The following is a 25,666-nucleotide window of genomic DNA, read 5'->3' as shown; positions in this document are numbered from 1 at the left end:
GCCATGGCGACGGTCAGGCGGCGCGCCGCCGGGGCAAGGCGACCCGCTGCAGGTCGTGGGCGAGGACCACGTCCGGAGGACGACGAGCACGCGCACGACGCCGGACGCTACCCGGGCGGGGTCGGCCCGTCGCGGACACGCCGTCAACCCTCCGTTGACGACGGACGGCGAGGCGCCATGATCGACGCGTGCCACACGACGAGGCGGCCTGGCGGGCCGCGCTGCCCCACCGGTCGGGCGACGCCTTCACCGCCGCCGTCGTCCGCCTCGAGGCCGCCGGGGTGACGCCGTCCCTCGCGGAGTCGGTCCTCGGCGACCTCGGCGAGGGGCTGTGGACCGGTTCCGTCGACGGCGTGCTCGGTGACGCGGCGGCCCGCGCGGTCGTGCTCGGCGAGCTCGCGGCGTTCCTCGCGGCCGCGGTCGAACGCACGGCGCACCTGAGGCGCACCGCGCTCGAGGAGCTCGCGACGGTGCGCAGCCTGAGCGACATCGCGCGCCAGCTGGGCGTCTCGCCGCAGGCGGTGCACAAGACGCTGCGGGTCCGACCCGACCCGGCGGCGTCCCGCCCGCTGCTCGCGTTCGCCCCGGAGGACTCATGACCCCGCCCACGCCCGTGCACGTCCTCGCGGGCCCGCCGCGGGCCCGGCTCCTCGGCGTCCTCGGCTGGGCGCTCTCGCGGGTCGCGGTCGCCGTCGCGGGCGTCGCCGCGGCCCAGATGCTGCGCGCCGACGCCTACCCGACCGTGACCGCGGTCCTCGTCGCGGTCGCGCTCGCGCCGGCGCTCGTGCTCCTGCTGCTCGCTCACGAGGTGCACCGACGCGCGTGGTGGTCCGTGCCCGGTGCCGCGGCCGCCGGCGCCCCCGACGGGGCGGCCGCGCGTCCGCGGCGTCCCGCGGCGCCCGCACGGTGGCAGGTGCTCGCGGCGGCCGCCGACGCCGCGCTCGCGGTGGGCCTCGCGGCGTGGCTGACGTCCCCCGTCACCGGGGCGACCCACCCGGGCGTGCCCGTCACGGGCGTGCTCGTCGGCTTCGGGGCCGCGCACGCGCTACGGGTCGCCGCCGGCGACGGCGCGCCCGCAGGGGCGGTCGCGCTCACAGGGGCGGTCGCGCTCGCGGTCCGGGGCGGCGGCCTCGCGGTGGCCACCTGGGTGGCCGCGGCGGCGGGGTCACCGTGGTTCGCGGAGCAGCTCGCGCTCGGGGCGGCGGGCGGGGTGGTCGCCGCGGTCGTGCTCGCCGCGATCGTGCGGTGGGCGCGCGCCTCGCGGACCCTCGCGGCCTGGGTGTAGCACTCCGGGGGGCGCGGCGCGCAGCCTCCCGCCGGCTCCGCCCGTCGTCGCTCGACGCACGCCCTCCCGTGGCGGGCCGTCGCGGGCCGTCGCCGCCCGCCGCGGGTGTCGACCGCGGCGGGCGGCGCGCACGTCAGTCGTTCCAGTAGACGGTGCCCGACGCGCCGACGGGGGAGTACGCGTCCCGCGTGTTCGGGTCGACGAGCTGGAACTTCTTGTTCCCCTCGGGTGTCGTCCACCGCACGGTGCCGCCGCCGCACGGCACGCTCGCCGTGGCGCTGCGCGCGTAGCCGCCCCACGACGTCGCGACCAGCAGGTGGACGGTCTGGCTCGTGCCGCAGTTCGTGAACGGCCGGACCACGAGCCGGACCTCACCGCCGTCGTGGTGGAAGTACTGGGAGGTCACGGTCCCGGCGTAGGACGCGCTCCAGTCGCGCGAGCGCCGCATCGACGCGAGCGAGGTGAGGCGCAGCGACGTGGTGGGCGCCGTCGAGAACGCGGCGCCGGTCGGCGTGCCGGGCGCCTCGAACGTGAAGGTCGACCCGTCGTCGTACGTCGAGGTCGTCGCGCCGTCCGGCCCCACCGTCTCGGCGAGGAGCCCCGGGGTGTCGGTCGTCGTCGCGAGCGGCGGGGCGCCCGCCGTGAGTGCGCAGGTCAGGGCGAGCGCGCCCAGCGCCGCGGTCGTCCGTGCTCGTGGTCGTGCCATGGATGGTCCCCCTCGGTCCAGCGGCGTCCCCGTGATCGCCGCACTCGGACCCTAGCGGCGCGGCGGGCAGGGACGGCTCGGCGCGTGTCGGTGCGGTCACCTACTCTGACCATGGCCGTTCCGCCCGTTTCGTCCCGCACGTGCCCGCACGTCACCGAGCCCCAGGAGGGTGCGTACGTGATCGAGTTCGCCTCCGTGACGAAGCGCTACCCCGACGGCACCACGGCCGTGGAGGACTTCTCGCTCGTCGTCCCGTCCCACCGGACCGTCGTGCTGCTCGGGTCCTCGGGCTCGGGCAAGACGACGCTGCTGCGCATGGTCAACCGCATGGTCGAGCCGACGAGCGGGTCGGTCCTCATCGACGACGTGGACGTCCGCACGCTCGACCGCGTGCGCCTGCGCCGCAGCATCGGCTACGTCCTCCAGGCGGGTGGCCTGCTGCCCCACCGGACGGTGGTCGACAACATCGCGACCGTGCCGGTGCTCGACGGCGTCCCGCGCCGGACGGCGCGCACCCGCGCCCTCGAGCTCCTCGAGAAGGTGGGCCTGCCCGCCGCGCTCGCGCAGCGCTACCCGGCCCAGCTCTCGGGCGGCCAGCAGCAGCGCGTGGGGGTCGCACGGGCCCTCGCGTCGGACCCGAACATCCTGCTCATGGACGAGCCGTTCGGCGCGGTCGACCCGATCGTCCGCGCGGACCTCCAGGCCGAGCTCCGACGCCTCCAGGGCGAGCTCGGCAAGACCATCGTCTTCGTCACGCACGACGTCGACGAGGCGTTCGCGCTCGCGGACGAGGTCGTCATCCTGCGGACCTCGGCGCGCGTCGCGCAGGTCGGTGCGCCCGCGGAGATCCTCGCGCACCCGGCGGACGAGTTCGTCGACCAGTTCGTCGGCGGCGGCACCGCGCGCCGGACGCTGCACCTGCGTGACCAGGGCGGGCGCACGGTCGTCGTCGACGAGGACGGCCGGCCGGCCGGGGTGCTCGCGCCGTGAGCTGGTTGAGCCAGAGCTGGCCCCTGATCCGCGAGCTCACGCTCGAGCACCTCGTGCTGTCCGTGCCGCCCGTCCTGCTCAGTCTCCTGGTCGCGGTCCCGCTCGGGTGGGTCGCGCACCGCCACCGCGCGGTGCGCGAGCTGCTGCTGACGACGAGCGGCCTGCTCTACGCGATCCCGTCGCTCCCGCTGCTCATCATGATCCCGATCGTGCTCGGCACCGGGCTGCGCTCGCCGACGACGATGGTCGTGGCGCTGACCCTGTACGGCGTCGCGCTGCTCGTGCGTGCGGCGAGTGACGCGTTCGGGTCGGTGCCGGCCGAGGTGCGCCAGTCCGCGACGGCGATCGGGTTCTCGCCGTGGGCGCTGTTCTGGCGCGTCGAGCTGCCGCTCGCCGGACCGGTGCTGCTCGCGGGCCTGCGCGTCGTCGTCGTGTCGACCGTGAGCCTGGTGACGGTCGGCGCGGTGATCGGCATCCGCAGCCTCGGCACGCTCTTCACCGACGGGTTCCAGCGGGGCATCGTCGTCGAGATCGTGACGGGCATCGTGCTGACGGTGCTCGTGGCGCTGGTCCTCGACGCGCTCGCTGTGCTCGGCGGACGGCTGCTCCTGCCCTGGACCGTCGTGCCCCGCGCGCGGGGGAGGGTCGCGGCATGAACCTCCTCGCCGAGGCGCTCGCGTGGCTCGCCGACGGCTCGCGCTGGACCGGCCCGGGCGGGATCGGCGCGCGGCTGGGGGAGCACCTGGCCTTCTCGGCGCTCGTGGTCCTCGCGGCCGCGGTGCTCGCCCTGCCGCTCGGCGTCGCCGTGGGTCACGCACGCCGCGGACGCGCCGTCGTCGTCGCGATCGCGGGCGGTGCGCGGGCCCTGCCCACGCTGGGACTGCTCACACTGCTCGGGCTCTGGCTCGGGATCGGCCTCCGCGCGCCGTTCCTCGCGCTCGTCGTCCTCGCGATCCCGTCGATCCTCGCGGGCGCCTACGCCGGGATCGAGGCGGTCGACCGGACGACCGTCGACTCCGCGCGCGCCGTCGGCATGACCGAGTGGCAGGTGCTCGCACGCGTCGAGCTGCCGCTCGGCCTGCCGGTCGTCGTCGGTGGCCTGCGCGCCGCGACGCTCCAGGTCGTGGCGACCGCGACCCTCGCGGCGTACGTCGCCGACGCGGGACTGGGCCGGCTGCTGTTCACCGGCCTCAAGACGCGTGACTACCCCCAGATGCTGGCCGGCTCGCTGCTCGTCGCCGCGCTCGCCCTCGTGCTCGAGGGCCTCTTCGCCCTCGCCCAGCGCCGTGCCGTCCCGGCCGGCGACGTCCGTCGGACGTCACGGCCGCGCGCCGTGACGCCCGCTGCCTGACCAGATCGAGAGGACCCCCGTGAACGCTCGTCGCGTCGCCCGGACGCTCAGCCTGCCCGTCGCCGTTCTCCTGCTCGCCGCGTGCTCCCAGTCCGACCCCTTGGAGGAGCCGGCAGCCGGCACGTCCGAGCCCGGTGGCGAGGAGAGCGCCGCGATCGTCATCGGCTCGCAGGACTACTACTCGAACGAGATCATCGCCGAGCTGTACGCCCAGGCCCTCGAGGCCGGGGGGTACACGGTCGAGCGCGACCTGCGGATCGGCCAGCGCGAGGTCTACCTGCCCGAGATCGAGTCGGGTGCCATCGACCTCTTCCCCGAGTACACGGGCAACCTGCTGCAGTACTGGGAGCCCGAGACCGAGGCGCGCACGTCCGACGACGTCTACACGGCCCTCCAGGAGGCAGTCCCCGACGGCCTGCAGGTGCTCGACCAGTCGTCTGCGACCGACCAGGACTCGTACAACGTCACGCGCGAGTTCTCCGAGGCGAACGGCGTGACCAGCCTCGCCGACCTCGCGTCGGTGGGCGAGCCCCTCACCCTCGGCGGCAACTCGGAGCTCGCGACCCGCCCCTACGGGCCCGAGGGTCTCCAGAGCGTCTACGGCGTCGAGGTCGGCTTCACGCCGATCGAGGACTCGGGCGGTCCGCTGACCGTCAAGGCGCTCCAGGACGGGACGGTCCAGCTCGTCAACATCTACAGCGCCGACCCGTCGATCGCCGCGAACGACCTCGTCACGCTCGAGGACCCCGAGGGCCTGTTCCTCGCGTCGAACGTCGTGCCCGTGGCGGCCGACGACCTCGACGAGGGTGCCGTGGAGATCGTCAACGCGGTGAGCGCGGCCCTCACGCCCGAGGAGCTCGTGGCCCTCAACGCGCGCAGCGTCGACGAGCAGGCCCCCGCGGCGACCATCGCGGGCGACTGGCTCGCCGAGAACGGCCTCGTCTGACACGACCCGACGGCGACGGCGTCGAGGCCCGCTGCACCCCGCGGCGGGCCTCGACGGCCGGCGTCCTAGGATCCTCGTGGCTCGGCGGCGGACGGAGGAGGGCACATGACGGACCGGTCGAGAAGCCGTGGGATGCGCTTCACCGAGCGCTTCCTCCTCCCGTTCACGGGCCCCGCGCAGGTCGCGGACCCGCGCCGCCGGACACCCGCGACGCCCGCGCAGCGCGACCGCGCCGACGAGCTCGAGAGCGGGCTGCGCCGCGTGACGGGACCCGACGGGCGCTCGTACGTGGTGCCCGTCGAGGACGGTCCGCACCGCGGCTCCTGACCTCAGCCGACGGACCGGCCGCCAGACCGACCGATGGACGGCCGACGGACCGGCACGCCGTCAGCGCACGCGGGCGAGCGTCCTCAGGTCGTGGGCGTCGACCATCAGGCCCAGATCCTCGCGGACCCACCACTGCCCGGTCTCCCGGTGCTGCCCGTGCGTCGCGAACCGGTAGCGGTAGAGCCGGGCACGGACCCACCGGGGGCGGCGCCCCGAGAACGGGTCGTGCGCCAGCAGCCGCAGCGTGGGGGCGTCCGCCTCGAGCAGACGCACGAGGAACGGCACGAACCACGCGAGCTGCGCCGACGAGCCCAGGCCCAGGAACCACATCGCCCAGTCCAGTCGCAGGTGGTACGGCGCGTACTGGCGCGGGACGCGACGCACCTCGCCCGGCTTGCCGCGGAACTCGTACTCGGACCACGCACCGGTCGCCGGGTCCTCGTCGAGCGTCCCCTCGACGACGACCTCGGTGCGCCGCCGCGTCACGCTGCCGAACGCGCCGTAGGCGTTGACCAGGTGCAGCGAGTTGAACGAGGCGTTCATGCGCTGGTTCCTCGACACGAGGTTGCGCAGCGGCCACCAGCTCAGGACGAGGCACACCGCCGCGACACCGACGACGACGGCGACGAACCACAGGGGAGCGGGCGCCGTCACCTGGGGACCCACGGACCCCACGTCGATCCCGAGGGGTGACAGCGCCCAGGCGAACGCGTCATCCGTCACGGCCGAGAAGGCCAGCACGATCGTCAGCCAGTTGAGCCACGCGAAGTTCCCCGAGAGCACGAGCCACAGCTGCGTGACGACGACGACGGCCGCCGCCGCGCTGGCGACCGGCCCGGGGACGAGCAGCGCGAAGGGCACGACCAGCTGCGTCACGTGGTTCGCGGCGACCTCGACGCGGTGCAGCGGACGCGGCAGCAGGTGGAACCACCGGCTCAGCGGACCCGGCATGGGCTGGGTCTCGTGGTGGTAGTACAGCGCCGTCAGGTCGCGCCAGGCGGGGTCGCCGCGCCACTTGATCAGTCCCGCACCGAGCTCGAGGCGCAGCACGAGCCACCACAGCAGCACCAGGACGGGCACCGGGGGCGCGACCTCGCGCGAGCCGAGGAACGCGACGAGGAAACCCGCCTCGAGCAGCAACGACTCCCACCCGAACCCGTAGAACACCTGCCCGACGTTGACCACGGAGAGGTACAGGACCCACAGGGCGAGGAACGCGACGAGCGGGAGCCACGGGGGGCCCGCCTGCGGGACGCCGAGCACGAGCGCCGCGGCGACGACCGCACCGACCCACCCGACGGCGACGACCAGGCGGTCGCTGTAACGCCAGTGGAAGAGGCTCGGCGACGCCCGCCACGCCACGCGCGCGACGAACCGTGGGACCGGGAGGAGCCCGTTCTCCCCGAGCAGCGGCCGGAACTGGCGGAGCACCGCGACGAACGCGACGACGTACACGGCGGCGACCCCGCGCTGGACGACCTCGCGCGCGACCGAGTACCCCTCGGCGTCGAACCACTCCACCGGTCTCACCCCTGCACCAGCGTGCTCGCGTGGCGGGCCGGCCGCGCGTCGGACGCACGTCGGCGCGCGCCTACGCTCTGCCGGTGCCCTCCTACCGCGTCCGGATGGTCATCGGCCTCGTCCACGCCGGGGTCGACCCCGCCGACGTGCTGCCGCAGGCCGTCGCCGCCGGTCGTGCGCGGACGGCGGTCGAGTCGGGGCAGGTGGACCTCGTGCGTGGGCTGCCGTGCGTGACGGTGCGCTTCGAGGCGGCCGACGACCTCGAGGCCGCGCGGGTCGGCCGTGCCGTCGTCGAGCGGGTCGACGAGCTCGCCGTGGTCGAGACGAGCCGCATCACCCGCCGGACCGGCAACCGCTGGTCACCCATGCGCGCCTGAGGAGCGGCGCCGCGCCTGGCGCATCGCGGGCGCGCTCAGGGCGCATCCGGGTGGTGCGCCGTGAGCACGCCGAAACCGTCGGAAACGGCCGCCGCCTCAGTCCCAGGCGAGCAGCGGGTCCCCGGCCGCGACCGTGGCGCCGACCTCGGCAACGGGCGTCACCGCGCCCGCGCGGGCGTCGAGCGCGACGACCGGGCAGATCGGCGAGCGGCCGCCGGCCTCGACGGCCGCCGGGTCCCAGCTCACGACGACGTCCCCGGCAGCGACCGTCGCCCCCTCGGCGACGTGCAGCGTGAAGCCCTCGCCGCCGAGCTGCACGGTGTCGAGGCCGAGGTGGACGAGCGCGCCGCGCCCGTCGTCCCCGGCGACGACGAACGCGTGCGGGTGCAGCTTGACGACGGTCCCCGCGATGGGTGCGACCGCCGCGACCACGCCGTCCCGCGCAGGGTCGACCGCGAGCCCGGGGCCCACGAGCTCGGCGCTGAACACCGGGTCGGGCACCTCGCCGAGCGCGCGGACGACCCCGGCGAGCGGGGCGAGGACGGTGAGCGCCATCAGCGCAGGTCCTCGATGTCGGACGCGAGCGTGTCGGCCTCCGGCCCCACGACGACCTGCACGGCCTTGCCGGACAGGACGACGCCGTACGCACCCGCGGCGCGGAGCCGCTTCTCGTCCACGAGCGCCGGGTCCTCGACCTCGACCCGCAGCCGCGTGATGCAGGGCTCGAGGTCGAGGACGTTCTCGTCCCCGCCCAGCGCCGCCAGGATCTCCTCTGCCTTGCTCATCGCATCCTCCTCGTTCCGGGGTGCCCGGGCCGGGCCCCTCCTGTGGTGCTCCCTGCCTGAGCAGGGCGGTGCCGCCTGCTAGAGCAGGTCGTCCAGGTCGGACGCCAGGACGTCGACGTCCGGGCCGATGACGACCTGGACGACGTGCCCCGAGATCATGACCCCGTGCGCGCCGGCCGCACGCAGCGCCCCGACGTCGACCGCCGACGCGTCGCGCACCTCGGAGCGCAGCCTCGTCGTGCAGGGCTCGATGTCGACGATGTTCGCCACGCCGCCCAGTGCCGCGAGGATCGTCGCCGCGCGCTGTGTCACGTCCGGTCCCTCCCTGCCGCACCCGCGGCCTCGTGCCCTGCCGCACCCGCGGCGTCGATGCCTGCACCTGCGACCGCGCTCGCGGCCTCGTGCCGTTCCTCCGCCGGGCCGCCTGCGGCGTCGCGGGTCCGCGGTGTGAGCCGTGCGCGCGGCGCGCGCAGCGGGACCCACAGGACGTACCGGTCCGCACGGTAGCTGGACCGGGCGTAGACGCACGCCGTCTGGCCCGCGAACGTGCGGCGCGTGAGCCGCAGGACCGGTGCGCCGTCGGCGACCCCGAGCAGGTCGGCGGCCTCGGCGTCGGCCTCGCCGGCGGCGACGGTCTCCTCGCCCCAGTCGGGCACGTGGCCGCGGCGTCGCAGCTCGCCGTACAGGCTCTCGGGCACGCCGTCGTCGAGGAGCCCGGGCAGGAGGGCGCGGGGGAGCCAGGTCTGCTCGATCGCCATCGGCTCGCCGTCGGCGTAGCGGACCCGGTGCAGCGACCAGACGTCCTCGCCCGGGAGGATCTCGAGCGCGTCGGCGACGTCGGGTGTCGCCTGCGCGACCTCCGCCGCGAGCACCTTGCTCGCGGGCTCCATGCCGCGGCGCCGCATCTCCTCGCCGAACGACGACAGCCGCACCTCGAGGTCGACCTTGGTCGGCGCGACGAACGTGCCGCGACCCTGCTCGCGCGCGAGCAGGCCCTCGACCACGAGCGCGTCGACCGCCTGCCGCACCGTCATGCGCGAGACGCCGAAGCGCTCGCACAGCGCGCGCTCGGAGGGGATCGGGTCGCCCACGGCGAGCTCGTGCGTGACGAGCGAGCGCAGGTAGTCCCTGACCCGCACGTACTTGAGCATCGACCTGCCCACGTCCGACCCTGCCGTCCTTCCGTCGCCGGACCGAGTGCCGACAGGGCGGGGATGTCGACCCTTGACACCGGTTGTCGCATTCCACCATGGTTCTCGGCAACCGGTCTAGACATCTAGTTCAGCCAAGATCCCCGGACCGCGGCCGGCGGGGCCGGGAGCGACGACGGCGACAGCCGCCGCCGACGCGGACGACCGTCCCGGACGGCCGGGCCGCCCCGCACACAGGACCTCCGGTGCAGCGACGCACCGGCCGCACCAGTAGGGAGTGCACGTCCATGACCGCCACCACAGCCCCCGTGGCCAGGGAGAAGCGGGCCTTCCCAGGCCTCGCGCAGCTCCAGCGCATCGGCCGGTCCCTCATGCTGCCCATCGCCTCCCTGCCCGCCGCAGCGCTCCTGCTCCGGCTCGGGCAGCCCGACATGCTGGGCGCCGACGGCCTCGCCGGCGCCTGGGGCGACTGGCTCCTCCCGGTCGCCGCGGTGCTCGGCGCCGCCGGCAACGCGCTCTTCGGCAACCTGCCGCTGATCTTCGCGCTGGGTGTCGCCATCGGCTACGCGCGCAAGTCCGACGGGTCCACGGGCCTCGCGGCCCTCATCGGCTACCTCGTGTTCAAGGGCGTGTCCGACGCCCTGTCGCCCTACTTCCTCGGCGAGGCGGCCGAGGGCGAGACGCAGGAGCTCATCAACTACGGCGTCCTCGGCGGCATCGTCATGGGCCTCATCGCCGCGCTGCTGTACCAGCGGTACTACCGGATCAAGCTGCCCGCCTACCTCGCGTTCTTCGGCGGCCGGCGGTTCGTGCCGATCGTCACCGCGTTCGTCGCGATCTTCGTCGCGCTCATCGGCGCGGTGATCTACCCGGCGTTCGACGCGGTGCTCACCGGCGTGAGCGACTGGGTCACGGGCTCCGCGGTCCTCGGCGGCTTCGTGTTCGGCACGCTCAACCGGCTGCTCGTCCCGATCGGCCTGCACCACCTGCTCAACTCGGTGCCGTGGTTCCAGTTCGGCGAGTACGTCGCCGACGACGGCACGGTGGCCAACGGCGACATCTTCCGGTTCCTGGCGGGCGACCCGACCGCGGGCATCTTCCAGGCCGGCTTCTTCCCGATCATGATGTTCGCGCTGCCCGCCGCGGCGCTCGCGATGGTGCACACCGCCAAGCCCGAGAAGCGCAAGGTCATCACGGGCATCATGGGCTCGGCCGCGCTGGTCTCGTTCGTCACGGGCGTGACCGAGCCGCTCGAGTTCGCGTTCGTCTACGTCGCCTACCCGCTGTACGTCATCCACGCGGTGCTCACCGGGACGTCGCTCGCGCTGGTCAACGCGCTCGACGTGCGCAGCGGCTTCGGGTTCTCGGCGGGCGTCATCGACTACCTGCTCAACTTCCGGATCGCCGAGCAGCCTCTGCTGCTCGTGGTGATCGGGCTCGGGTACGCCGTCCTCTACTACGTCCTCTTCCGGTTCGTCATCACGAAGTGGAACCTGCGGACGCCGGGCCGCGAGGACGACGACGCCGTCGGCGACGCGAACAACGTGCTCGTCGACCAGCCCGACGACACCGAGCGGACGCCCGCGCGCACGCGCGCCGGGACCGACGGCGGTGCGAGCACCGCCCGGCCGGCGACGGGAGGCACGGGGAGCACGGCCTGACGCGAGCGCGAGCGGGCCCGGTCGCTCAGGGGGCGGCCGGGCCCTCCCGCGTCGCGGTGCACCCGTTCACCCGGCCCTGGCTCGGCGGGCCGCGGCTCCTCTAGGGTCGGCGCCGTGACGGACCTGCTCGCACCGCCCGGCCCCGACCTCCTCGTCGACGCCGACGCCGACGCCGCCGGGCACAGGGCGGGCGGCACCGTCGTGGCGGTCGCGCTCGACGACGGGCACCGCTTCAGCAAGCCCACAGCCGAGAGCATCCGCCTGATCGAGGGCTGGGGCGTCGAGGGCGACGCGCACGCCGGCCCGACCGTGCGCCACCGGTTCCGCGTGGCGAAGGACCCGACGGCACCCAACCTCCGCCAGGTCCACCTGATCCACGCGGAGCTGCTGGAGGACATCGGTCACGCGGGGCACCACGTCGTACCGGGCGGGCTCGGCGAGAACGTCACGACGGCCGGCCTGGACCTCCTCGCGCTGCCCGAGGGCGCCGTCCTGCGGCTCGGTGCCGATGCGGCCGTCCGGGTGACCGGCCTGCGCAACCCGTGCGCCCAGATCGACGGGCTGTCACCGGGGCTCATGCGACGCCTCGTGCGCCGCTCGGCGGACGGCTCGGTCGAGCGGCTGGCCGGCGTCATGGCCGTCGTCGTCGCGGGCGGTGTGGTCCGACCGGGTGACGGCATCGCGGTGGAGCTCCCCGACGGGCAGCACGAGCCGCTGCGCCCGGTGTGACCCGTGCGCACCCGGGCGGTCGCGTGCCGCCGCGGGGCGGACCGGATGATGCCACTTCCCGAGACGGGTGGTCTCACCTGTTCGGACGTGGTCCTGGTCACACGTCCGTGAGACCCCTCGTGCTCGCGGCGATCGTCGCCGACACTGTGTCCAGGGGCCGGTCGACGAGCTCCCAGGCAGGACGGGGCTCACGGTGACGGCTGGACGGCAGGCGCCTTCGCGTGACGTCGCCGTGCGCCCGGAGTTCGGGCCGTACGACGAGCTCACCGACATCGCGCACGGCTGGTACATCGACGGGTTCGCCGACCGCGCGGCAGACGTGTGCGTGCGTTGGTCGGTGCTCACGCGTGCCGGCGGCGACGTCGCCTCGACCCGGTACCTCGGCTACATCCGGGCGACCGCGCTGCACGAGTCGGGACGCCACGCGGAGGCGCTCGGCGTCGCGCGCACGCTCCTCGACGAGCTCGGTGACGACCCGGCGCCGGTGTGGCGCGCCAAGGCGCTCGCGGTCGTCGGCGAGTGCTGCGCGTTCCTCAACGACCACGCCGCGTCGCTCGCCGCGCTCGCCGAGGCCGACCGCCTCGTGAGCACCGTGCCGCCGGGGACCTACGGTCACGTGTCGGCGAGCATGGCCGTGGGTCTCGCGCTCCGCTCGATCAACCTGTTCGAGCAGGCCGACGAGCGCCTGCGCGCGATCCGCGGCGGGGCCGGACCGTACGTCGAGGTCCTCGTCGCGCAGGAGCTCGCGCTGCTCAGCGGCTACTGGGCCGCGTCGCTCCGCCTCATCGGGCGCGACGCCGAGGCGGCCCAGCACACCTCCGTCATGGCACAGCGCGCGCTGCGGATGCTGCGCACCGCGACCGCCGTCGGCGACGCGCAGATGGCGGCACGGGCCGGCGTCATCGAGGCGCACGCGACCATGCACCTGTCCGACGTCGCGCTGGGTGCCGCGCGCGCGGAGGCCGCCGCGGTCGGGTTCGCCGCCCGCCCGGAGCTCGTCGAGACGCAGCTGCTCCACCTGGTGCGCGGCTGGGCCGCGGCCGAGCGGGGCGACCTCGACGCGGCGCGCGAGCAGCTCGTGAGCGCGGTCGAGAACGCGGACCGCATGGGCCGTGAGACGTGGGCGGCGACCGCGCGCGCGACGCTCGCCGAGGTCGCGCGTGCGCAGTCGGGCCCGCACGAGGGCATGGACCTGTGGGCGGCGGTCGGGCGGTCCGCCCTCGCGCGCGTGTGGGCCGAGCGGGAGGCGCGGTTCCACGCCCTGCAGGACCGGCACCGGATGCACGAGCTCGCGCAGGAGACGGACCGGGCCCTCCGCGCCGTCGTGCACGACCCGCTCACCGGGCTCGGGAACCGGCGCATGCTCGCCGCGAGCACGCAGGACGGCTCGCTGCACGAGTGGGCGGTGTTCGTCGACGTGGACGAGTTCAAGGCGATCAACGACGGCTGGTCGCACGGGGTCGGCGACGACGTCCTGCGCGCGCTCGCCGACGTGCTCCGCTCGGAGTCGCGCCACTCGGACGTGCTCGTGCGCTACGGCGGCGACGAGTTCCTCGTGCTCGTCCAGGGTGGTCCGGACGCGGCACTGTCCGTCGCGGACCGCGTCCAGCGCGCGGTCGGGGCGTACGCGTGGGACGCGCTCGCGCCGGGCCTCACCGTCACCGTCTCGATCGGCGTGGGCGGCCGGTCCGAGACGCGGACCCACCTGCAGGCGGCGGACGACGCGCTGCTCGAGGCCAAGCGGTCGGGGCGGAACAGGGTCTCGGTCGCCTGACGACGGCGGTCAGCCGGACGCGAGCGACGCGCGGTGGTCCGCGAGGAGCGCGTCCACGACGGCGGCCGTGCGGCGCGCGCTGCGGCCCGTGCTGGGGCACTCGCCGCGCCCGGTGAGGGCGTCGACGACGGTCTGCACGAGCGGCAGCTGGACGGTCGCGGGGTACGGCGCGGGGACGTGGCGCGTGCCGTCGGCGGTCGTGAGCCGCAGCGGCTCCTCGCCGAAGCTCGAGAACCGCAGCGTCCCGCCGTCGCCCACGATCTCGACCTCGTCGAGCCTCTCGTGCGCGTCGAAGGACCACAGGCCGACGCCGTGCACGCCGGACTCGAACGACAGCGACGCGGTCACCAGGTCCTCGGCGCGGTGGCGCCCACCCTGGTTCACCGAGGTCCCCTCGACCCGCGTGACCGGACCGAGCAGCTGGTCGAGCAGGTCGAGCGTGTGCGAGCCGAGGTCCACGAAGAGACCACCGCCGGAGACCGCGGGGTCCACGCGCCACGGCAGGTGCTCGGCGTCCCACATGCCCGCGGGGCGCTGGAGGCGGACGCTCACGGCGCGCGGCCGCCCGATCGCGCCGTCGGCGAGCAGCGCGGCGACGGTGCGGAAGCGCGGCATCGCGCGGCGGTAGTAGGCGACGAACAGCGGGACGCCCGCGTCCTCGCACGCACGGATCATCGCGTCGCACTCGTCCGCTGTGCGCGCCATGGGCTTCTCGACGTACACGGGCTTGCCCGCCGCGGCGGCGCGCAGCGCGTAGTGCGCGTGGGTGTCCGGGGGAGTGGCGACGTACACGGCGTCCACCTCGGGGTCGGCGAGCAGCGCGTCGGCGTCGTCGTACGAGCGCGCGACGCCGTGCCGCCGCGCCCAGTCGGCCGCCTTGGCGCCGTCGCGGCGCATCACCGCGACGAGCTCGGAGCGCTCGGCCTGCTGGAACGCCGGACCGCTCTTGACCTCCGTCACCTGACCGACGCCGATGATCCCCCAGCGGACGCGCTCGAGCTGTGCCATGGCCCGCACGCTAGCCGTGCGCGGCGCGGCGTCGTCGGCGGGTCCGGGATGCGCGCGGGTCAGATGAGCTTCTCGAGCGCGTCGCCGGACAGCACGTGCTCGATCGCCATGGTGGACGCGCCGAGGACGCCGGCGCGTCCGCGCGTACGGCTCGTGACGATGCGCAGGTGCTGCGTCGCGAGCGGGAGCGACCGGCGGTAGACCACCTCGCGGATGCCCGCGAGCAGGTGCTCGCCCGCGTCGGCGAGGCTCCCGCCGATGACGATCACCGACGGGTTGAGCAGGCTCACGCACCCGGCGAGGACGGCGCCGAGCGACCGTCCGGCGTCGCGCACCGCGGCGGACGCGGCCAGGTCGCCGCCCCGCACGAGCGCCACGACGTCCGCGCTGGTCGCGGCGGGCGTCCCGGCCGCGGTGAGCCGGGCGGCGACGGCGCGCCCGCTCGCGAGCGCCTCGAGGCACCCGGTGTTGCCGCACGTGCACGGGACGTCCTCGCCGCCCGGGACGGCGACGTGGCCGAGGTCGCCCGCGGCGCCCTGCGCGCCGCGCCGGATCGCGCCGTCGCTGATGACGCCCGCGCCGATGCCGGTCGCGACCTTGACGAACATGAGGTGGTCGACCTCGGGCAGCTCGGTCGCGTGCTCCCCGAGCGCCATGACGTTGACGTCGTTGTCGACGAGCACGGCGACCGGGCCGAGGTGGCCCTGGAGCGTGCCCGCGACGTCGGCGTCGTCCCAGCCGGGCATGATCGGCGGGTTGGTCGGGCGCGCGGTGCGGTGGTCGACGGGCCCGGGCAGGCCGACGCCGACGCCCACGAGGTCGTCGGCCGAGCGGCCCGCCTCGCCGAGGAGGTCCCGGACGACCTGCGCCGCACGCGCGAGCACGGGCTCGGGGCCGTCCCCGATCACGATGTCCTCGAAGTGCTCCGCGAGGACGGTCGCGGCGAGGTCCGTGACGGCGATGCGTGCGTGCGTCGCGCCGAGGTCGACCGCGGCGACGACGCGGGCCGCGGGGTTGAACGCGAACGTCGCCGGCGGGCGGCCCCCCGTGGAGACCGCCTCTCCCGTGGGGGCGACGAGACCGGACGAGAGCAGCTGGTCGACACGCAGCGCCACCGTCGACCGGGCCTGGCCGGTCAGGTTGGCGAGCTCGGCGCGCGTGCGCGGCCGGCGGTCGCGCAGCAGCTGGAGCGTCGCGCTGAGATCGCCGGGGCGGCCGCTCGTGGTCGTCATGGTGGAAGTCAAGCACAATCGCCTAGGCTGCGTGAGGATGTTGACACGCAGTTCTCGACTTTTGCTTGACGCCCGACAAAACATCACCCTACGGTCGTCGACATGGTCAATGAGGACGGCCGGCGCGACGCCGGCGACGGCGCCGGGCGCCCCCTGCTGCAGATGCAGGGCATCGTCAAGCACTTCCCGGGAGCCAAGGCGCTGGACGGCGTCGACCTCGAGGTCCGGCCTGGCGAGGTGCACTGCCTCCTCGGCCAGAACGGCGCCGGGAAGTCGACGCTCATCAAGGTCCTCGCGGGTGCGCACCGGCCCGACGCGGGCACCCTGCTCTGGCGCGGCGAGCCGCTGCGGATCACGTCGCCCGTGGCCGCGCTCCACGCGGGCGTCGCGACGATGTACCAGGAGCTCGACGTCGTGGACGGGCTGACCGTCGCGGAGAACGTCTACCTCGGCCACGAGCTCGCCGCCGGGGGCTTCACGCGTCGTCGTCAGGCGCACGCCCGGACCGCGGAGGTGCTGCGCCGCCTCGGCCACCCCGACATCACGCCGCACCGCGAGGTCGGGACGCTGTCCGCGGCCGGCAAGCAGATCGTCAGCATGGCCCGCGCCCTCTCGCACGACGCCCGCCTGATCATCATGGACGAGCCGTCCGCGGTCCTCGACTCCGGTGAGGTGGCGAACCTGTTCCGCGTCGTGCGCGAGCTGACGGCGTCCGGGGTGGCGGTCCTCTACATCTCGCACCGCCTCGAGGAGATCCGCCAGATCGGCGACCGGATCACGGTCCTCAAGGACGGCCGCACGGTCGCAGCGGGCCTGCGCGTCGCGGACACGCCCACGACCGAGCTCATCCGGCTCATGACCGGTCGCGCCGTCGACCAGGTGTTCCCCGCGCGCACCCCGGTGCGGCCTGACGCCGACGAGCTGCTGCGCGTCGAGGGCCTCGGGCTGCGCGGCGCGTTCTCCGACGTCTCCTTCACCGTCCGCGCCGGGGAGGTGGTCGGCCTCGCCGGCCTCGTCGGGTCGGGACGGTCGGAGATCCTCGAGACGATCTACGGCGCGCGGCGCGCGACCTCCGGCACCGTCCACGTGGCCGGGTCGCGCGTCCGGCCGGGGTCGGTCCCCGCGGCGGTCGCCGCGGGCGTCGGGCTGGCGCCGGAGGAGCGCAAGAGCCAGGGCCTGCTCCTGGACGAGCCCGTCTACCGCAACATCACGTTGTCGACCTTCGCGCGGACCGCGCGGGGCGCGATGCTCGACGAGCGCACCGAGCGGCGCGTCGCGCGCGAGCAGATCCAGGCCCTCGACCTGCGACCCGCCGACCCGGACCGCGCCGCACGCACGCTCTCGGGCGGCAACCAGCAGAAAGCCATGCTCGCGCGCTGGCTCGTGCACGGCTGCCGCGTGCTCCTCCTCGACGAGCCGACGCGCGGCGTCGACGTCGGGGCCCGCGCCGAGATCTACGGCCTCGTCCACGCGCTCGCCGAGGCCGGCAACGCCGTCGTCGTCGTGTCGAGCGAGATCGAGGAGGTCCTCGGCCTCTCCCACCGCGTGCTCGTCGTGGCCGACGGCCGCGTCCTGCACAGCGGACCCGCAGACCAGATCGACGAGCACGGCGTGCTCGACCTCGTCATGGAAGGAAGTGCCGCGTGAGCGAGCAGACCCCACCCACGCTGGCCACGGCCGGCAGCGTGCCGCCCGATCCCGACCGGTCCACGCCGCTCGAGCGCCGCGAGGGCGGCGACACGACCGGGGCGACGTCCCGCAGGTCCCGCAACCCGTTCCACGGTGCGGCGGGCCGCAACATCGGGCTCGTCATCGCGCTCGCGCTCCTGTGCGCCGTCGGCGTCGCGACCGCGGGCGAGCGGTTCGCGAGCATCGACAACCTCATGACGATCCTGCGGCTGGCCGCGGTCATCGGCGTCCTGAGCATCGGGATGACGTTCGTCATCACAGGGGGCGGCATCGACCTGTCCGTGGGCTCGGTGCTGGGCCTCGCGTCGGTGTGGGCGTCGACCCTCGCGACGCAGACCATGGCGCGCGACGCGCACTGGGGCGTCATGGTGTTCACCGCGCTCGCGGTCGGGCTCGCGTGCGGCCTCGTCAACGGGGTGCTCATCGCGTACGGGCGGGTGGTCGCGTTCATCGCGACCCTCGCGATGATGGTCGCCGCGCGCGGCCTCGCCGAGATCATCGCCAACCGCCAGACGCAGATCGTGAGCGTCGACGCGTTCCTCGACGTGTTCCGGGCCGACGTGCTCGGGGTGTCGGTGCTCGTCTGGATCTTCGCCGCGGTCGCGGTCGCCGGCTGGGTCCTGCTCAACCGCACGACCTTCGGCCGCCGCACGATCGCCGTCGGCGGCAACCCCGAGGCCGCGCGCCTCGCGGGCATCAAGGTCCGACGCCACACGATGTACCTCTACGGCCTCGCGGGCCTGACCGCCGGCATCGCGGCGATCATGATGCTCGCGCGGACGACCTCCGGGTCGTCGACGCACGGCATGTACTACGAGCTCGACGCGATCGCCGCGGTCGTCGTCGGCGGCACGCTCCTCGCGGGTGGTCGCGGCACGATCGTCGGCACCGTCCTGGGCGTCCTCATCTTCACGACGCTCACCAACGTGTTCACGCAGAACAACCTCTCGATCTCGGCGCAGTCCGTCGCCAAGGGCGTGATCATCGTCGCGGCGGTCCTGCTCCAGCAGCGGTTCGCGGCGCGCTCGCGCAGCGCCTGACCAGCGCCCGACCGGCGCCCGACCGGCGCCACGTCGCTCCACCCACCGGCCCCACCACCCGCCGCACCCGGCGGTCCCCACCTCGGCCGGCGTCCCCCACCCGCCCGACCGCACCACTGCACGGCCCCCGGGCCGGCGCAGCGGTCCCGCTCACCCTCGGCCCGCCCGAGGTGCCCCACCGTCGAGCCCCACCCCGAACCGACCGACTCCCGGAGTCAAGGAGGATTCCCATGTCCGCTCCCACCACCCCGCGCCGCCGCTGGTGGCTCACCGCCGGCAGCGTCCTGGCCGGTGCCGTCCTCGTCACGGGCTGCACGTCCAACACCCCCGAGCCCAGCGCGACCGAGGGCGCCGTCGAGCAGGCACCCCTCGCGAGCGGCTCCAACGACGAGCCGGGCGACACCGTCCGCATCGGCTTCTCCGCCCCGGCCGCCGACCACGGCTGGATGGGTGCGATCACCAAGGCCGCGATCGCGGAGGCGGACCGGTACGAGGACGTCGAGCTCGTCGTCGCGGAGGCGACCAACGACGTCAACCTCCAGATCAGCCAGGTCGAGCAGTTCATCAACGACGGCGTCGACGCGATCGTCCTGCTGCCGTTCGACGGTGCGGCACTCACCGAGGTCGCGACCGAGGCCATGGAGGCCGGCATCCCCGTCATCAACGTCGACCGCGAGTTCGCGAGCCCGTTCGCGGCACGCACCACGATCCTCGGTGACAACTACGGCATGGGCGTCAGCGCCGGCACGTACGTCTGCGAGCAGCTCGGCGACCAGCCGGACGCCGTCGTCGCGGAGATCGCGGGCATCGACTCGCTGCCGCTCACGCAGGACCGCAGCCAGGGCTTCGCGGACGCGCTGGCCGACTGCGGCCTCGAGGTCTCCAACCGCGTCGCGGCGGACTTCACGGTCCAGGGCGGCCAGACGGCCGCGGCGAACCTGCTCCAGGCGGCGCCCGAGATCGACGCGCTGTGGAACCACGACGACGACCAGGGCGTCGGCGTCCTGGCCGCGATCGAGGAGGCCGGGCGCGACGAGTTCTTCATGGTCGGCGGGGCCGGCTCCGCGAACGTGATGCGCGAGATCCAGTCGGGCGACTCGGTGCTGCAGGCGACGGTCATCTACCCGTCGACGCAGGCGGCCGACGGCATCCGCCTCGCCCGCCTCATCGCGCAGGACAAGGCGATGGGCGACCTCGTCGAGGTCGAGGTGCCGCGCCAGGTGCAGCTGTTCGCGCCGGTCGTGACGTCCGAGAACGTCGACCGCTACCTGCCCACGGCGTTCGAGTCCTGATCCGCTCCTGATCCGCACGGGGGTGCGGGGCGGGCGCACGCGCCCCGCACCACCCGTCGGCCGGCCGTGGGCCGCCGACGCCCCGACGACGCGTGCGCACAGGAGGTGACCGGCATGGTCGAGCAGGAGAGCACCGGGGCGGCCGAGGACGGCGCACGTGCGACGCTGGGCGTCGGGATGGTCGGGCACGCGTTCATGGGCCAGGCCCACTCGCAGGCGTGGCGGGTCGCACCGCGGTTCTTCGACCTCCCGGTCGAGCCCCGGATGGCCGTGGTCGCCGGCCGTCGGGCCGCCGCCGTCGAGGAGGCCGCGCGACGGTGGGGGTGGGCCGAGTCCGAGACGGACTGGCGCAAGCTCCTCGTGCGCGACGACGTCCAGCTGGTCGACGTGTGCACGCCGGGCGACACGCACGCCGAGATCGCGATCGCGGCGCTCGAGCACGGCAAGCACGTGCTGTGCGAGAAGCCGCTCGCGAACTCGGTCGAGGAGGCCGAGCAGATGGCGGCGGCCGCGGCGGACGCGGCGGAGCGGGGCGTCATGGCGATGGTCGGCTTCACGTACCGCCGGGTCCCGGCGATCGCGCTGGCCCGCGAGCTCGTCGCCGAGGGCCGGATCGGGACGGTCCGCCACGTGCGCGCGCAGTACCTGCAGGACTGGATCGCGGACGAGGACGCGCCGCTGTCGTGGCGTCTCGACAAGCAGAAGGCGGGCTCGGGTGCGCTCGGCGACATCGGCGCGCACGTCGTCGACCTCGCACAGCACGTCACGGGCGAGCGCGTCACGGGGGTGGCCGGGCTGCTCGAGACGTTCGTCGACGAGCGCCCGCTGCCCGCCGACGGCGGTGCGCTGCGCGGCACGGCGTCGTCGGGCCGCGGCCCGGTGACGGTCGACGACGCCGCGGTGTTCCTCGGGCGGCTCAGCGGCGGCGGTCTGGCGACGTTCGAGGCGACGCGCTTCGCGTGGGGCCGCAAGAACGCCATCCGGCTCGAGGTCAACGGTTCGCGTGGCTCGCTGGCGTTCGACTTCGAGGACATGAACGTCCTGCACTACTACGACGCGACGGAGGACCCGCGCCTCGCCGGGTTCCGCCGCGTCCTCGTGACCGAGCCGGACCACCCCTACGTGGGGGCGTGGTGGCCGGCCGGGCACGGGCTCGGCTACGAGCACGGCTTCGTGCACCAGGCCGTCGACCTGGTGCGCGCGATCGCGGCCGGCACGCAGCCCGAGCCGTCGTTCGCCGACGGCCTCCAGGTCCAGCGGGTCCTGGCCGCCGTCGAGCGCAGCGCTGCCGACCGCAGCACCTGGACCACCGTGGAGGAGAGCTGACATGGCGCGACCGATCACCCTGTTCACCGGCCAGTGGGCGGACCTTCCCTTCGAGGAGGTCGCCCGGCTCGCGTCCGAGTGGGGCTACGACGGCCTCGAGATCGCGTGCTGGGGCGACCACCTCGACCCGTGGCGCGCTGCCGAGGACGACGCGTACGTGCGGAACCGCCTCGACCTGCTGGAGAAGTACGACCTGAAGGTCTTCGCGATCTCCAACCACCTCAAGGGTCAGGCGGTGTGCGACGACCCGATCGACCAGCGGCACCGCGACATGCTCCCGGACCGCATCTGGGGCGACGGCGAGCCCGAGGGCGTGCGGCAGCGAGCGGCGGAGGAGATGAGGATGACCGCGCGCGCCGCGGCCCGGCTCGGCGTGGACACCGTCGTCGGCTTCACGGGCTCGTCGATCTGGAAGTACGTCGCGATGTTCCCGCCCGCGTCCGAGGAGCTCGTCGACGCCGGCTACCGGGACTTCGCCGACCGGTGGAACCCGATCCTCGACGTCTTCGACGAGGTCGGCGTGCGGTTCGCGCACGAGGTGCACCCGAGCGAGATCGCGTACGACTACTGGACGACGGTCAGGACGATGGAGGCCATCGGCCACCGCGAGGCCTTCGGCCTCAACTGGGACCCGAGCCACTTCGTGTGGCAGGACCTCGACCCGGTCGGCTTCCTGTGGGACTTCAAGGACCGGATCTACCACGTGGACTGCAAGGACGCGAAGCGCCGCGTGGGCAACGGGCGCAACGGGCGGCTCGGCTCGCACCTGCCGTGGGCCGACCCGCGCCGCGGCTGGGACTTCGTCTCGACCGGCCACGGCGACGTCCCGTGGGAGGACTGCTTCCGGATGCTCAACACGATCGGCTACTCCGGGCCCATCTCGGTCGAGTGGGAGGACGCCGGCATGGACCGCCTGGTCGGCGCGCCCGAGGCCCTCGAGTTCGTCCGGCGGCTCGCGTTCGACCCGCCGACGGCGTCGTTCGACGCGGCGTTCAGCACGCGCTGAGCGCGCCGGACCGGCACCCAGGAGGGGGAGGGGAGGGGGACAGCCGCAGACGTGAGACACCCCGCTACCGCACACATCCCGTCGTTGCAGCGACGGGGGCCGCAGCGGGGGCCCACAGCACCTGAGTCCTGATGAGAGGAAGTGCCAGCTGTGAAGCATAGTCGCAGGAGGGTGGCCGCACTCGGCCTCGCGCTCGCCACCGCGGTCGCGCTGCCGCAGGCCGCCACGGCCCACGACGGCGTGGACCACGGGGCCGAGCCGGGGGCCGACGCGGCCCTGGACTGGTCCGCCTACGAGAAGATCGAGCTCACCAAGAACGTGGGGGAGCCGATCTCGCTGGCCGTCATGCCGGACCGCACGGTCCTGCACACGGCGCGCAACGGTGACATCCGCCTGACCGACCCGACGACCGGCGTCACACGCGTGATCAACACGATCGACGTGTACGCCAACTCCGAGGACGGCATGCAGACGATCACCCTCGACCCGGACTTCGAGGAGAACGGGTGGGTCTACCTCTACTACGCGCCCCGCGTGATGGAGGCCCCGTACCCCACCACGACGCCCCAGGGCTCCGCGCCGAACCAGCTGCCGGCCGGTGAGGACGAGTCCTACTGGGACCAGTGGAAGGGGTACAACCAGCTCACGCGCGTGCAGTGGGACCCGCAGGCGAGGCAGCTCGACATGACCACCGAGCAGGTGATCCTCAAGGTCGAGGTCCAGCGCGGGCAGTGCTGCCACGTCGCCGGTGACGTGGCGTTCGACGCGGACGGGAACCTGTACCTCTCGACCGGCGACAACACCCCCGCCGGGACGCCGGGCGCGAACGGGTTCGCGCCCAACAACGACGCACCGGGGATGAACCCGGGCTTCGACGCCCGCCGCGGCGCGGGCAGCACGAACGACCTGCGCGGCAAGATCCTGCGCATCACGGTCCAGGAGGACGGGTCGTACACCGTCCCCGACGGCAACCTCTTCGAGCCAGGCACCGAGGGGACCCGCCCCGAGATCTTCGCGATGGGCCTGCGCAACCCGTTCCGGATCGACGTCGACGCCGAGACCGGCGCGGTCATGTGGGGCGACTACGGTCCCGACTCGGGCACGGCCGACCCGGCGCGGGGCCCCATGGGCTACGTCGAGTGGATGAGCACGACCGACCCGCTCAACGGCGGGTGGCCGTACTGCCACGGCCCGAATGCGAACTACAACGAGTGGGACTTCGCCACGGCGACGCCCGGTGCGTGGTTCGACTGCGAGGCGGGCGCCGAGAACAACTCGCGCTGGAACACGGGACTGGACGTCCTGCCCCCCGCGACCGCGCCGCAGCTGTACTACGGCGACAACCCGGGCGACCAGCCGTGGGACGAGCTCGTCGAGTTCGACCCGCAGGGCGGTCAGGGCCCCATGGGCTCCCCGATGTACCGGTACGACGAGACGCTCGACGCGGCCGGCAAGTTCCCGGAGTACTGGGACGGCAAGGCCTTCTTCTACGAGTTCTCGCAGGACTACGTCGCCGCGCTCACCGTCCCGGAGCCCGACGGGCCGGTCACGCACATCGAGCACTTCCTGCCCAACGCCGCGCTGCGCGCCCAGGTGCAGGCGATCACGGACAGCCCGATCGACATGGAGTTCGGGCCGGACGGGTCGCTGTACGTCCTCGACTACGGCAACGGCTTCTTCCGCCAGAACCCCGAGGCGGGCCTGTACCGGATCGACTACGCCCCGGGCAACAAGACGCCGCAGGCGGCCGTCGACGCGGACCCGATCTCCTCGAGCGAGGCGCCCCTGACGGTCACGCTCGACGGCTCGCGCTCCGTGGACCCCGAGGGCGAGGAGCTCACGTACGAGTGGGACCTCGACGGTGACGGGACCTTCGACGCGACCGGCGCCCAGGTGACGCACACGTACACCGAGCTCGGCCAGTACACCGTGCGGCTGCGCGTCACCGACCCCGAGGGCAAGTTCGGCATCACGTCGCGCGCCGTCACCGTCGGCAACGTCGCGCCCACCCTGACGCTGGACCACCCGGCGGACGGTGGGTTCTTCGGCTGGGGCGACGCCGTGCCGTACCGGTTCTCGGTCTCCGACCCGGAGGACGGGACCACCCCGGTGTGCTCGCGCCTGTCCTGGACGTTCGGCCTGGGGCACGACACGCACGCGCACCCGGAGGTGCTGGGCAGCGGCTGCTCGGGGGCGTGGGCCACACCGGCCGACGCGCCCGAGCACGGCGAGACCGAGAAGCTCTTCGGCGTCGTCGTCGCGAACTACACCGACGCCGGCAACGGCGACGTCCCTGCCGCGCAGGGCGAGGTCTCGATCGTCCTCAACCCGTTCGTCAAGGAGGCCGAGCACGCCGACGCGCTCGCGGGTGTCGAGGTCGCCGAGGACACGACCGCGGGTGCGCTCGCCAAGGTGACCTCGCTCGACGCGGGCGACCACCTCGCGTTCGAGCCGGTGAACCTCGCCGGGATCGAGGGCGTCGAGGCGACCCTCGCGGGCAGCGGGACGCTGGCGCTGCGCTGGGGCTCGCCGGACGCCGAGCCGTTCGGCACCGTCTCGGTCGACGGCGAGGACTGGCAGACGCTGCCCGTCGTGCTCGACCAGCTCCCCGAGGGCACCTCGGCGCTCTACGTCACGAGCACGGGCGGCGTCGAGGTCGACCGGTTCCGGTTCATCGGGACGGGCGTCACCGACGTCACGGCCCCGGTCGTGGACCACTCGCTCACGCCGGCCGAGCCGACGGGTGCGAACGGGTGGTACACCGAGCCGGTCACCCTCCGCGTCGACGCCACGGACGACGGCCAGGTCGCGTCGGTCGAGGTCTCGTACGACGGCGGCGCCACCTGGCAGAGCATCCGCAGCTGGTGGAGCGGCGCCGTCAACCCGGTCACGCTGTCGGAGGACGGCGTCCACGAGGTGCTGTACCGGGCCGCGGACAACGGGGGCAACGTCTCCGAGGTCGGCAGCGTGACCGTGCGGATCGACACGACGGCACCCGAGGTGACCGTGACGGGCGTCGAGGACGGAGTCGACGCCGGTTCGTCGGCGACGGTGGACGTGGCCTTCTCGGCGCAGGACGCCACCTCCGGCGTGGCCGAGCTGACGGCGACGCTCGACGGCGAGGCCGTCGAGCCCGGAACGCTCGACCTCTGGACGGTCGCGCTCGGTGAGCACGTCCTCGTGGTGACCGCGACCGACGAGGCGGGCAACGTGACCGAGCAGTCGGTGACCTTCACGGTGACGACGTCGTTCGCCGACCTCGCGGCGCACGTCGGGCGCCTCGCCGCCGACGGCACGCTCACCCAGGGCGAGTCGCGGCAGCTCTCGGCGCTCCTGCGCCAGGCCGAGCGTCACGCCGACGCCGGTCGCACCACCCAGGCCGTCTCCGCGCTCGAGCGGTTCGTCGGGGCCACCGACGACGAGCTCCTCGTGCGGGACGCCCAGGCTCTCGCCGAGCAGATCGGGTGAGA

The 25,666-nt window shown here is 74.1% G+C and carries 24 protein-coding genes and 1 pseudogene; 17 read left to right on the top strand and 8 right to left on the bottom strand.

Annotation, left to right across the window (positions count from 1 at the left end):
- Nucleotides 1-188 precede the first annotated feature (188 nt).
- Together IEV86_RS14425 and IEV86_RS14420 are read left to right on the top strand one after the other, a co-directional pair.
- Complete coding sequence (locus IEV86_RS14425; RefSeq protein WP_043610395.1) at nucleotides 189-599, top strand: hypothetical protein; 411 nt, start codon at nucleotides 189-191, stop codon at nucleotides 597-599.
- Entirely contained in the window at nucleotides 596-1,285 is a 690-nt protein-coding gene (locus tag IEV86_RS14420) for a hypothetical protein (protein ID WP_188484732.1), read from the top strand. The genes IEV86_RS14425 and IEV86_RS14420 overlap by 4 nt, the downstream gene beginning before the upstream one ends.
- A gap of 133 nt (nucleotides 1,286-1,418) precedes the next feature.
- Here IEV86_RS14420 and IEV86_RS14415 read toward each other — a convergent pair whose 3' ends face one another.
- Nucleotides 1,419-1,991, bottom strand: a complete 573-nt coding sequence (locus tag IEV86_RS14415) for a hypothetical protein (RefSeq protein WP_043609764.1) — start codon at nucleotides 1,989-1,991, stop codon at nucleotides 1,419-1,421.
- Nucleotides 1,992-2,168: 177 nt separating this feature from the next.
- Between IEV86_RS14415 and IEV86_RS14410 the strand changes: the two genes are divergently transcribed.
- From IEV86_RS14410 to IEV86_RS14390, 5 genes are all read left to right on the top strand, one after another.
- Nucleotides 2,169-2,981, top strand: a complete 813-nt coding sequence (locus IEV86_RS14410) for an ABC transporter ATP-binding protein (protein WP_043609767.1) — start codon at nucleotides 2,169-2,171, stop codon at nucleotides 2,979-2,981.
- Nucleotides 2,978-3,637: an ABC transporter permease gene (locus tag IEV86_RS14405; RefSeq protein ID WP_043609769.1), complete on the top strand. Its 660-nt coding sequence runs from the start codon at nucleotides 2,978-2,980 to the stop codon at nucleotides 3,635-3,637. Before IEV86_RS14410 ends, IEV86_RS14405 begins: the two co-directional genes overlap by 4 nt.
- Nucleotides 3,634-4,332 carry an ABC transporter permease gene (locus IEV86_RS14400; protein WP_043609771.1) on the top strand — a complete coding sequence of 233 codons (699 nt, stop codon included), beginning with the start codon at nucleotides 3,634-3,636 and terminating at the stop codon, nucleotides 4,330-4,332. The genes IEV86_RS14405 and IEV86_RS14400 overlap by 4 nt, the downstream gene beginning before the upstream one ends.
- 19 nt (nucleotides 4,333-4,351) lie before the next feature.
- Complete coding sequence (locus IEV86_RS14395; RefSeq protein WP_043609772.1) at nucleotides 4,352-5,278, top strand: ABC transporter substrate-binding protein; 927 nt, start codon at nucleotides 4,352-4,354, stop codon at nucleotides 5,276-5,278.
- A 105-nt stretch (nucleotides 5,279-5,383) separates the two neighbouring features.
- On the top strand, nucleotides 5,384-5,605 hold the full coding sequence (locus tag IEV86_RS14390; RefSeq protein ID WP_229734662.1) for a hypothetical protein: 222 nt from the start codon (nucleotides 5,384-5,386) through the stop codon (nucleotides 5,603-5,605).
- Nucleotides 5,606-5,665: 60 nt separating this feature from the next.
- Here the strand turns inward: IEV86_RS14390 and IEV86_RS14385 are convergent, their stop codons facing one another.
- Nucleotides 5,666-7,126: a lipase maturation factor family protein gene (locus IEV86_RS14385; RefSeq protein ID WP_043609775.1), complete on the bottom strand. Its 1,461-nt coding sequence runs from the start codon at nucleotides 7,124-7,126 to the stop codon at nucleotides 5,666-5,668.
- Nucleotides 7,127-7,209: 83 nt separating this feature from the next.
- Here IEV86_RS14385 and IEV86_RS14380 point away from each other — a divergent pair, with 83 nt between their 5' ends.
- Nucleotides 7,210-7,503, top strand: a complete 294-nt coding sequence (locus IEV86_RS14380; protein WP_043609779.1) for a hypothetical protein — start codon at nucleotides 7,210-7,212, stop codon at nucleotides 7,501-7,503.
- A gap of 96 nt (nucleotides 7,504-7,599) precedes the next feature.
- Here the strand turns inward: IEV86_RS14380 and IEV86_RS14375 are convergent, their stop codons facing one another.
- The 4 genes and pseudogenes from IEV86_RS14375 to IEV86_RS14360 all read right to left on the bottom strand — a co-directional run bounded on the left by IEV86_RS14375 (nucleotide 7,600) and on the right by IEV86_RS14360 (nucleotide 9,451).
- Nucleotides 7,600-8,058, bottom strand: a complete 459-nt coding sequence (locus IEV86_RS14375; RefSeq protein WP_188484731.1) for a PTS sugar transporter subunit IIA — start codon at nucleotides 8,056-8,058, stop codon at nucleotides 7,600-7,602.
- Nucleotides 8,058-8,318: pseudogene (locus IEV86_RS14370) on the bottom strand (PTS sugar transporter subunit IIB); the annotation flags it as partial. The pseudogene IEV86_RS14370 and the gene IEV86_RS14375, both read right to left, overlap by 1 nt.
- A gap of 48 nt (nucleotides 8,319-8,366) precedes the next feature.
- Complete coding sequence (locus IEV86_RS14365; protein WP_043607033.1) at nucleotides 8,367-8,600, bottom strand: PTS sugar transporter subunit IIB; 234 nt, start codon at nucleotides 8,598-8,600, stop codon at nucleotides 8,367-8,369.
- Nucleotides 8,597-9,451: a GntR family transcriptional regulator gene (locus IEV86_RS14360; protein WP_229734661.1), complete on the bottom strand. Its 855-nt coding sequence runs from the start codon at nucleotides 9,449-9,451 to the stop codon at nucleotides 8,597-8,599. Before IEV86_RS14360 ends, IEV86_RS14365 begins: the two co-directional genes overlap by 4 nt.
- Before the next feature lie 275 nt (nucleotides 9,452-9,726).
- Here IEV86_RS14360 and IEV86_RS14355 point away from each other — a divergent pair, with 275 nt between their 5' ends.
- From IEV86_RS14355 to IEV86_RS14345, 3 genes are all read left to right on the top strand, one after another.
- Nucleotides 9,727-11,100 carry a PTS transporter subunit EIIC gene (locus tag IEV86_RS14355; protein WP_043607036.1) on the top strand — a complete coding sequence of 458 codons (1,374 nt, stop codon included), beginning with the start codon at nucleotides 9,727-9,729 and terminating at the stop codon, nucleotides 11,098-11,100.
- A gap of 201 nt (nucleotides 11,101-11,301) precedes the next feature.
- Nucleotides 11,302-11,829 (top strand): MOSC domain-containing protein, encoded by a 528-nt coding sequence (locus IEV86_RS14350; RefSeq protein WP_043607068.1) that lies wholly within the window; start codon nucleotides 11,302-11,304, stop codon nucleotides 11,827-11,829.
- A gap of 232 nt (nucleotides 11,830-12,061) precedes the next feature.
- Entirely contained in the window at nucleotides 12,062-13,603 is a 1,542-nt protein-coding gene (locus IEV86_RS14345) for a GGDEF domain-containing protein (protein WP_052426246.1), read from the top strand.
- Nucleotides 13,604-13,612: 9 nt separating this feature from the next.
- Here the strand turns inward: IEV86_RS14345 and IEV86_RS14340 are convergent, their stop codons facing one another.
- Nucleotides 13,613-14,611: a Gfo/Idh/MocA family protein gene (locus IEV86_RS14340; RefSeq protein WP_043607039.1), complete on the bottom strand. Its 999-nt coding sequence runs from the start codon at nucleotides 14,609-14,611 to the stop codon at nucleotides 13,613-13,615.
- Nucleotides 14,612-14,670: 59 nt separating this feature from the next.
- Complete coding sequence (locus IEV86_RS14335; RefSeq protein WP_043607040.1) at nucleotides 14,671-15,843, bottom strand: ROK family transcriptional regulator; 1,173 nt, start codon at nucleotides 15,841-15,843, stop codon at nucleotides 14,671-14,673.
- A 162-nt stretch (nucleotides 15,844-16,005) separates the two neighbouring features.
- Here IEV86_RS14335 and IEV86_RS14330 point away from each other — a divergent pair, with 162 nt between their 5' ends.
- The 6 genes from IEV86_RS14330 to IEV86_RS14305 all read left to right on the top strand — a co-directional run bounded on the left by IEV86_RS14330 (nucleotide 16,006) and on the right by IEV86_RS14305 (nucleotide 25,664).
- A complete protein-coding gene (locus tag IEV86_RS14330) occupies nucleotides 16,006-17,490 on the top strand; it encodes a sugar ABC transporter ATP-binding protein (protein WP_229734680.1) in 1,485 nt (494 codons plus the stop codon).
- Nucleotides 17,487-18,572, top strand: a complete 1,086-nt coding sequence (locus IEV86_RS14325; RefSeq protein WP_043607044.1) for an ABC transporter permease — start codon at nucleotides 17,487-17,489, stop codon at nucleotides 18,570-18,572. Before IEV86_RS14330 ends, IEV86_RS14325 begins: the two co-directional genes overlap by 4 nt.
- Nucleotides 18,573-18,802: 230 nt before the next feature.
- Nucleotides 18,803-19,864, top strand: a complete 1,062-nt coding sequence (locus IEV86_RS14320) for a substrate-binding domain-containing protein (protein WP_043607046.1) — start codon at nucleotides 18,803-18,805, stop codon at nucleotides 19,862-19,864.
- A gap of 114 nt (nucleotides 19,865-19,978) precedes the next feature.
- Nucleotides 19,979-21,190, top strand: a complete 1,212-nt coding sequence (locus IEV86_RS14315; protein ID WP_052426248.1) for a Gfo/Idh/MocA family protein — start codon at nucleotides 19,979-19,981, stop codon at nucleotides 21,188-21,190.
- A gap of 1 nt (nucleotide 21,191) precedes the next feature.
- Nucleotides 21,192-22,196, top strand: coding sequence for a sugar phosphate isomerase/epimerase family protein (locus tag IEV86_RS14310; RefSeq protein ID WP_043607050.1), 1,005 nt, complete (start codon nucleotides 21,192-21,194; stop codon nucleotides 22,194-22,196).
- A gap of 171 nt (nucleotides 22,197-22,367) precedes the next feature.
- Entirely contained in the window at nucleotides 22,368-25,664 is a 3,297-nt protein-coding gene (locus tag IEV86_RS14305) for a PQQ-dependent sugar dehydrogenase (RefSeq protein WP_229734660.1), read from the top strand.
- Nucleotides 25,665-25,666: the final 2 nt, after the last annotated feature.

The sequence above is a fragment of the Cellulomonas carbonis genome (genome assembly GCF_014636275.1).
GTDB lineage: Bacteria > Actinomycetota > Actinomycetes > Actinomycetales > Cellulomonadaceae > Actinotalea > Actinotalea carbonis.
The sequence above is the reverse complement of the archived record's forward strand: the minus strand, read 5'-3'. Positions and strand labels throughout refer to the sequence as shown.

Coding starts and splice junctions, on each gene's coding strand:
- IEV86_RS14420 (WP_188484732.1), top strand. CDS start 596: ATGACCCCGCCCACGCCCGTGCACGTCCTCGCGGGCCCGCCGCGGGCC.
- IEV86_RS14415 (WP_043609764.1), bottom strand. CDS start 1,991: ATGGCACGACCACGAGCACGGACGACCGCGGCGCTGGGCGCGCTCGCC.
- IEV86_RS14400 (WP_043609771.1), top strand. CDS start 3,634: ATGAACCTCCTCGCCGAGGCGCTCGCGTGGCTCGCCGACGGCTCGCGC.
- IEV86_RS14390 (WP_229734662.1), top strand. CDS start 5,384: ATGACGGACCGGTCGAGAAGCCGTGGGATGCGCTTCACCGAGCGCTTC.
- IEV86_RS14375 (WP_188484731.1), bottom strand. CDS start 8,058: ATGGCGCTCACCGTCCTCGCCCCGCTCGCCGGGGTCGTCCGCGCGCTC.
- IEV86_RS14355 (WP_043607036.1), top strand. CDS start 9,727: ATGACCGCCACCACAGCCCCCGTGGCCAGGGAGAAGCGGGCCTTCCCA.
- IEV86_RS14340 (WP_043607039.1), bottom strand. CDS start 14,611: ATGGCACAGCTCGAGCGCGTCCGCTGGGGGATCATCGGCGTCGGTCAG.
- IEV86_RS14335 (WP_043607040.1), bottom strand. CDS start 15,843: ATGACGACCACGAGCGGCCGCCCCGGCGATCTCAGCGCGACGCTCCAG.
- IEV86_RS14330 (WP_229734680.1), top strand. CDS start 16,006: ATGCAGGGCATCGTCAAGCACTTCCCGGGAGCCAAGGCGCTGGACGGC.
- IEV86_RS14320 (WP_043607046.1), top strand. CDS start 18,803: ATGTCCGCTCCCACCACCCCGCGCCGCCGCTGGTGGCTCACCGCCGGC.
- IEV86_RS14315 (WP_052426248.1), top strand. CDS start 19,979: ATGGTCGAGCAGGAGAGCACCGGGGCGGCCGAGGACGGCGCACGTGCG.
- IEV86_RS14310 (WP_043607050.1), top strand. CDS start 21,192: ATGGCGCGACCGATCACCCTGTTCACCGGCCAGTGGGCGGACCTTCCC.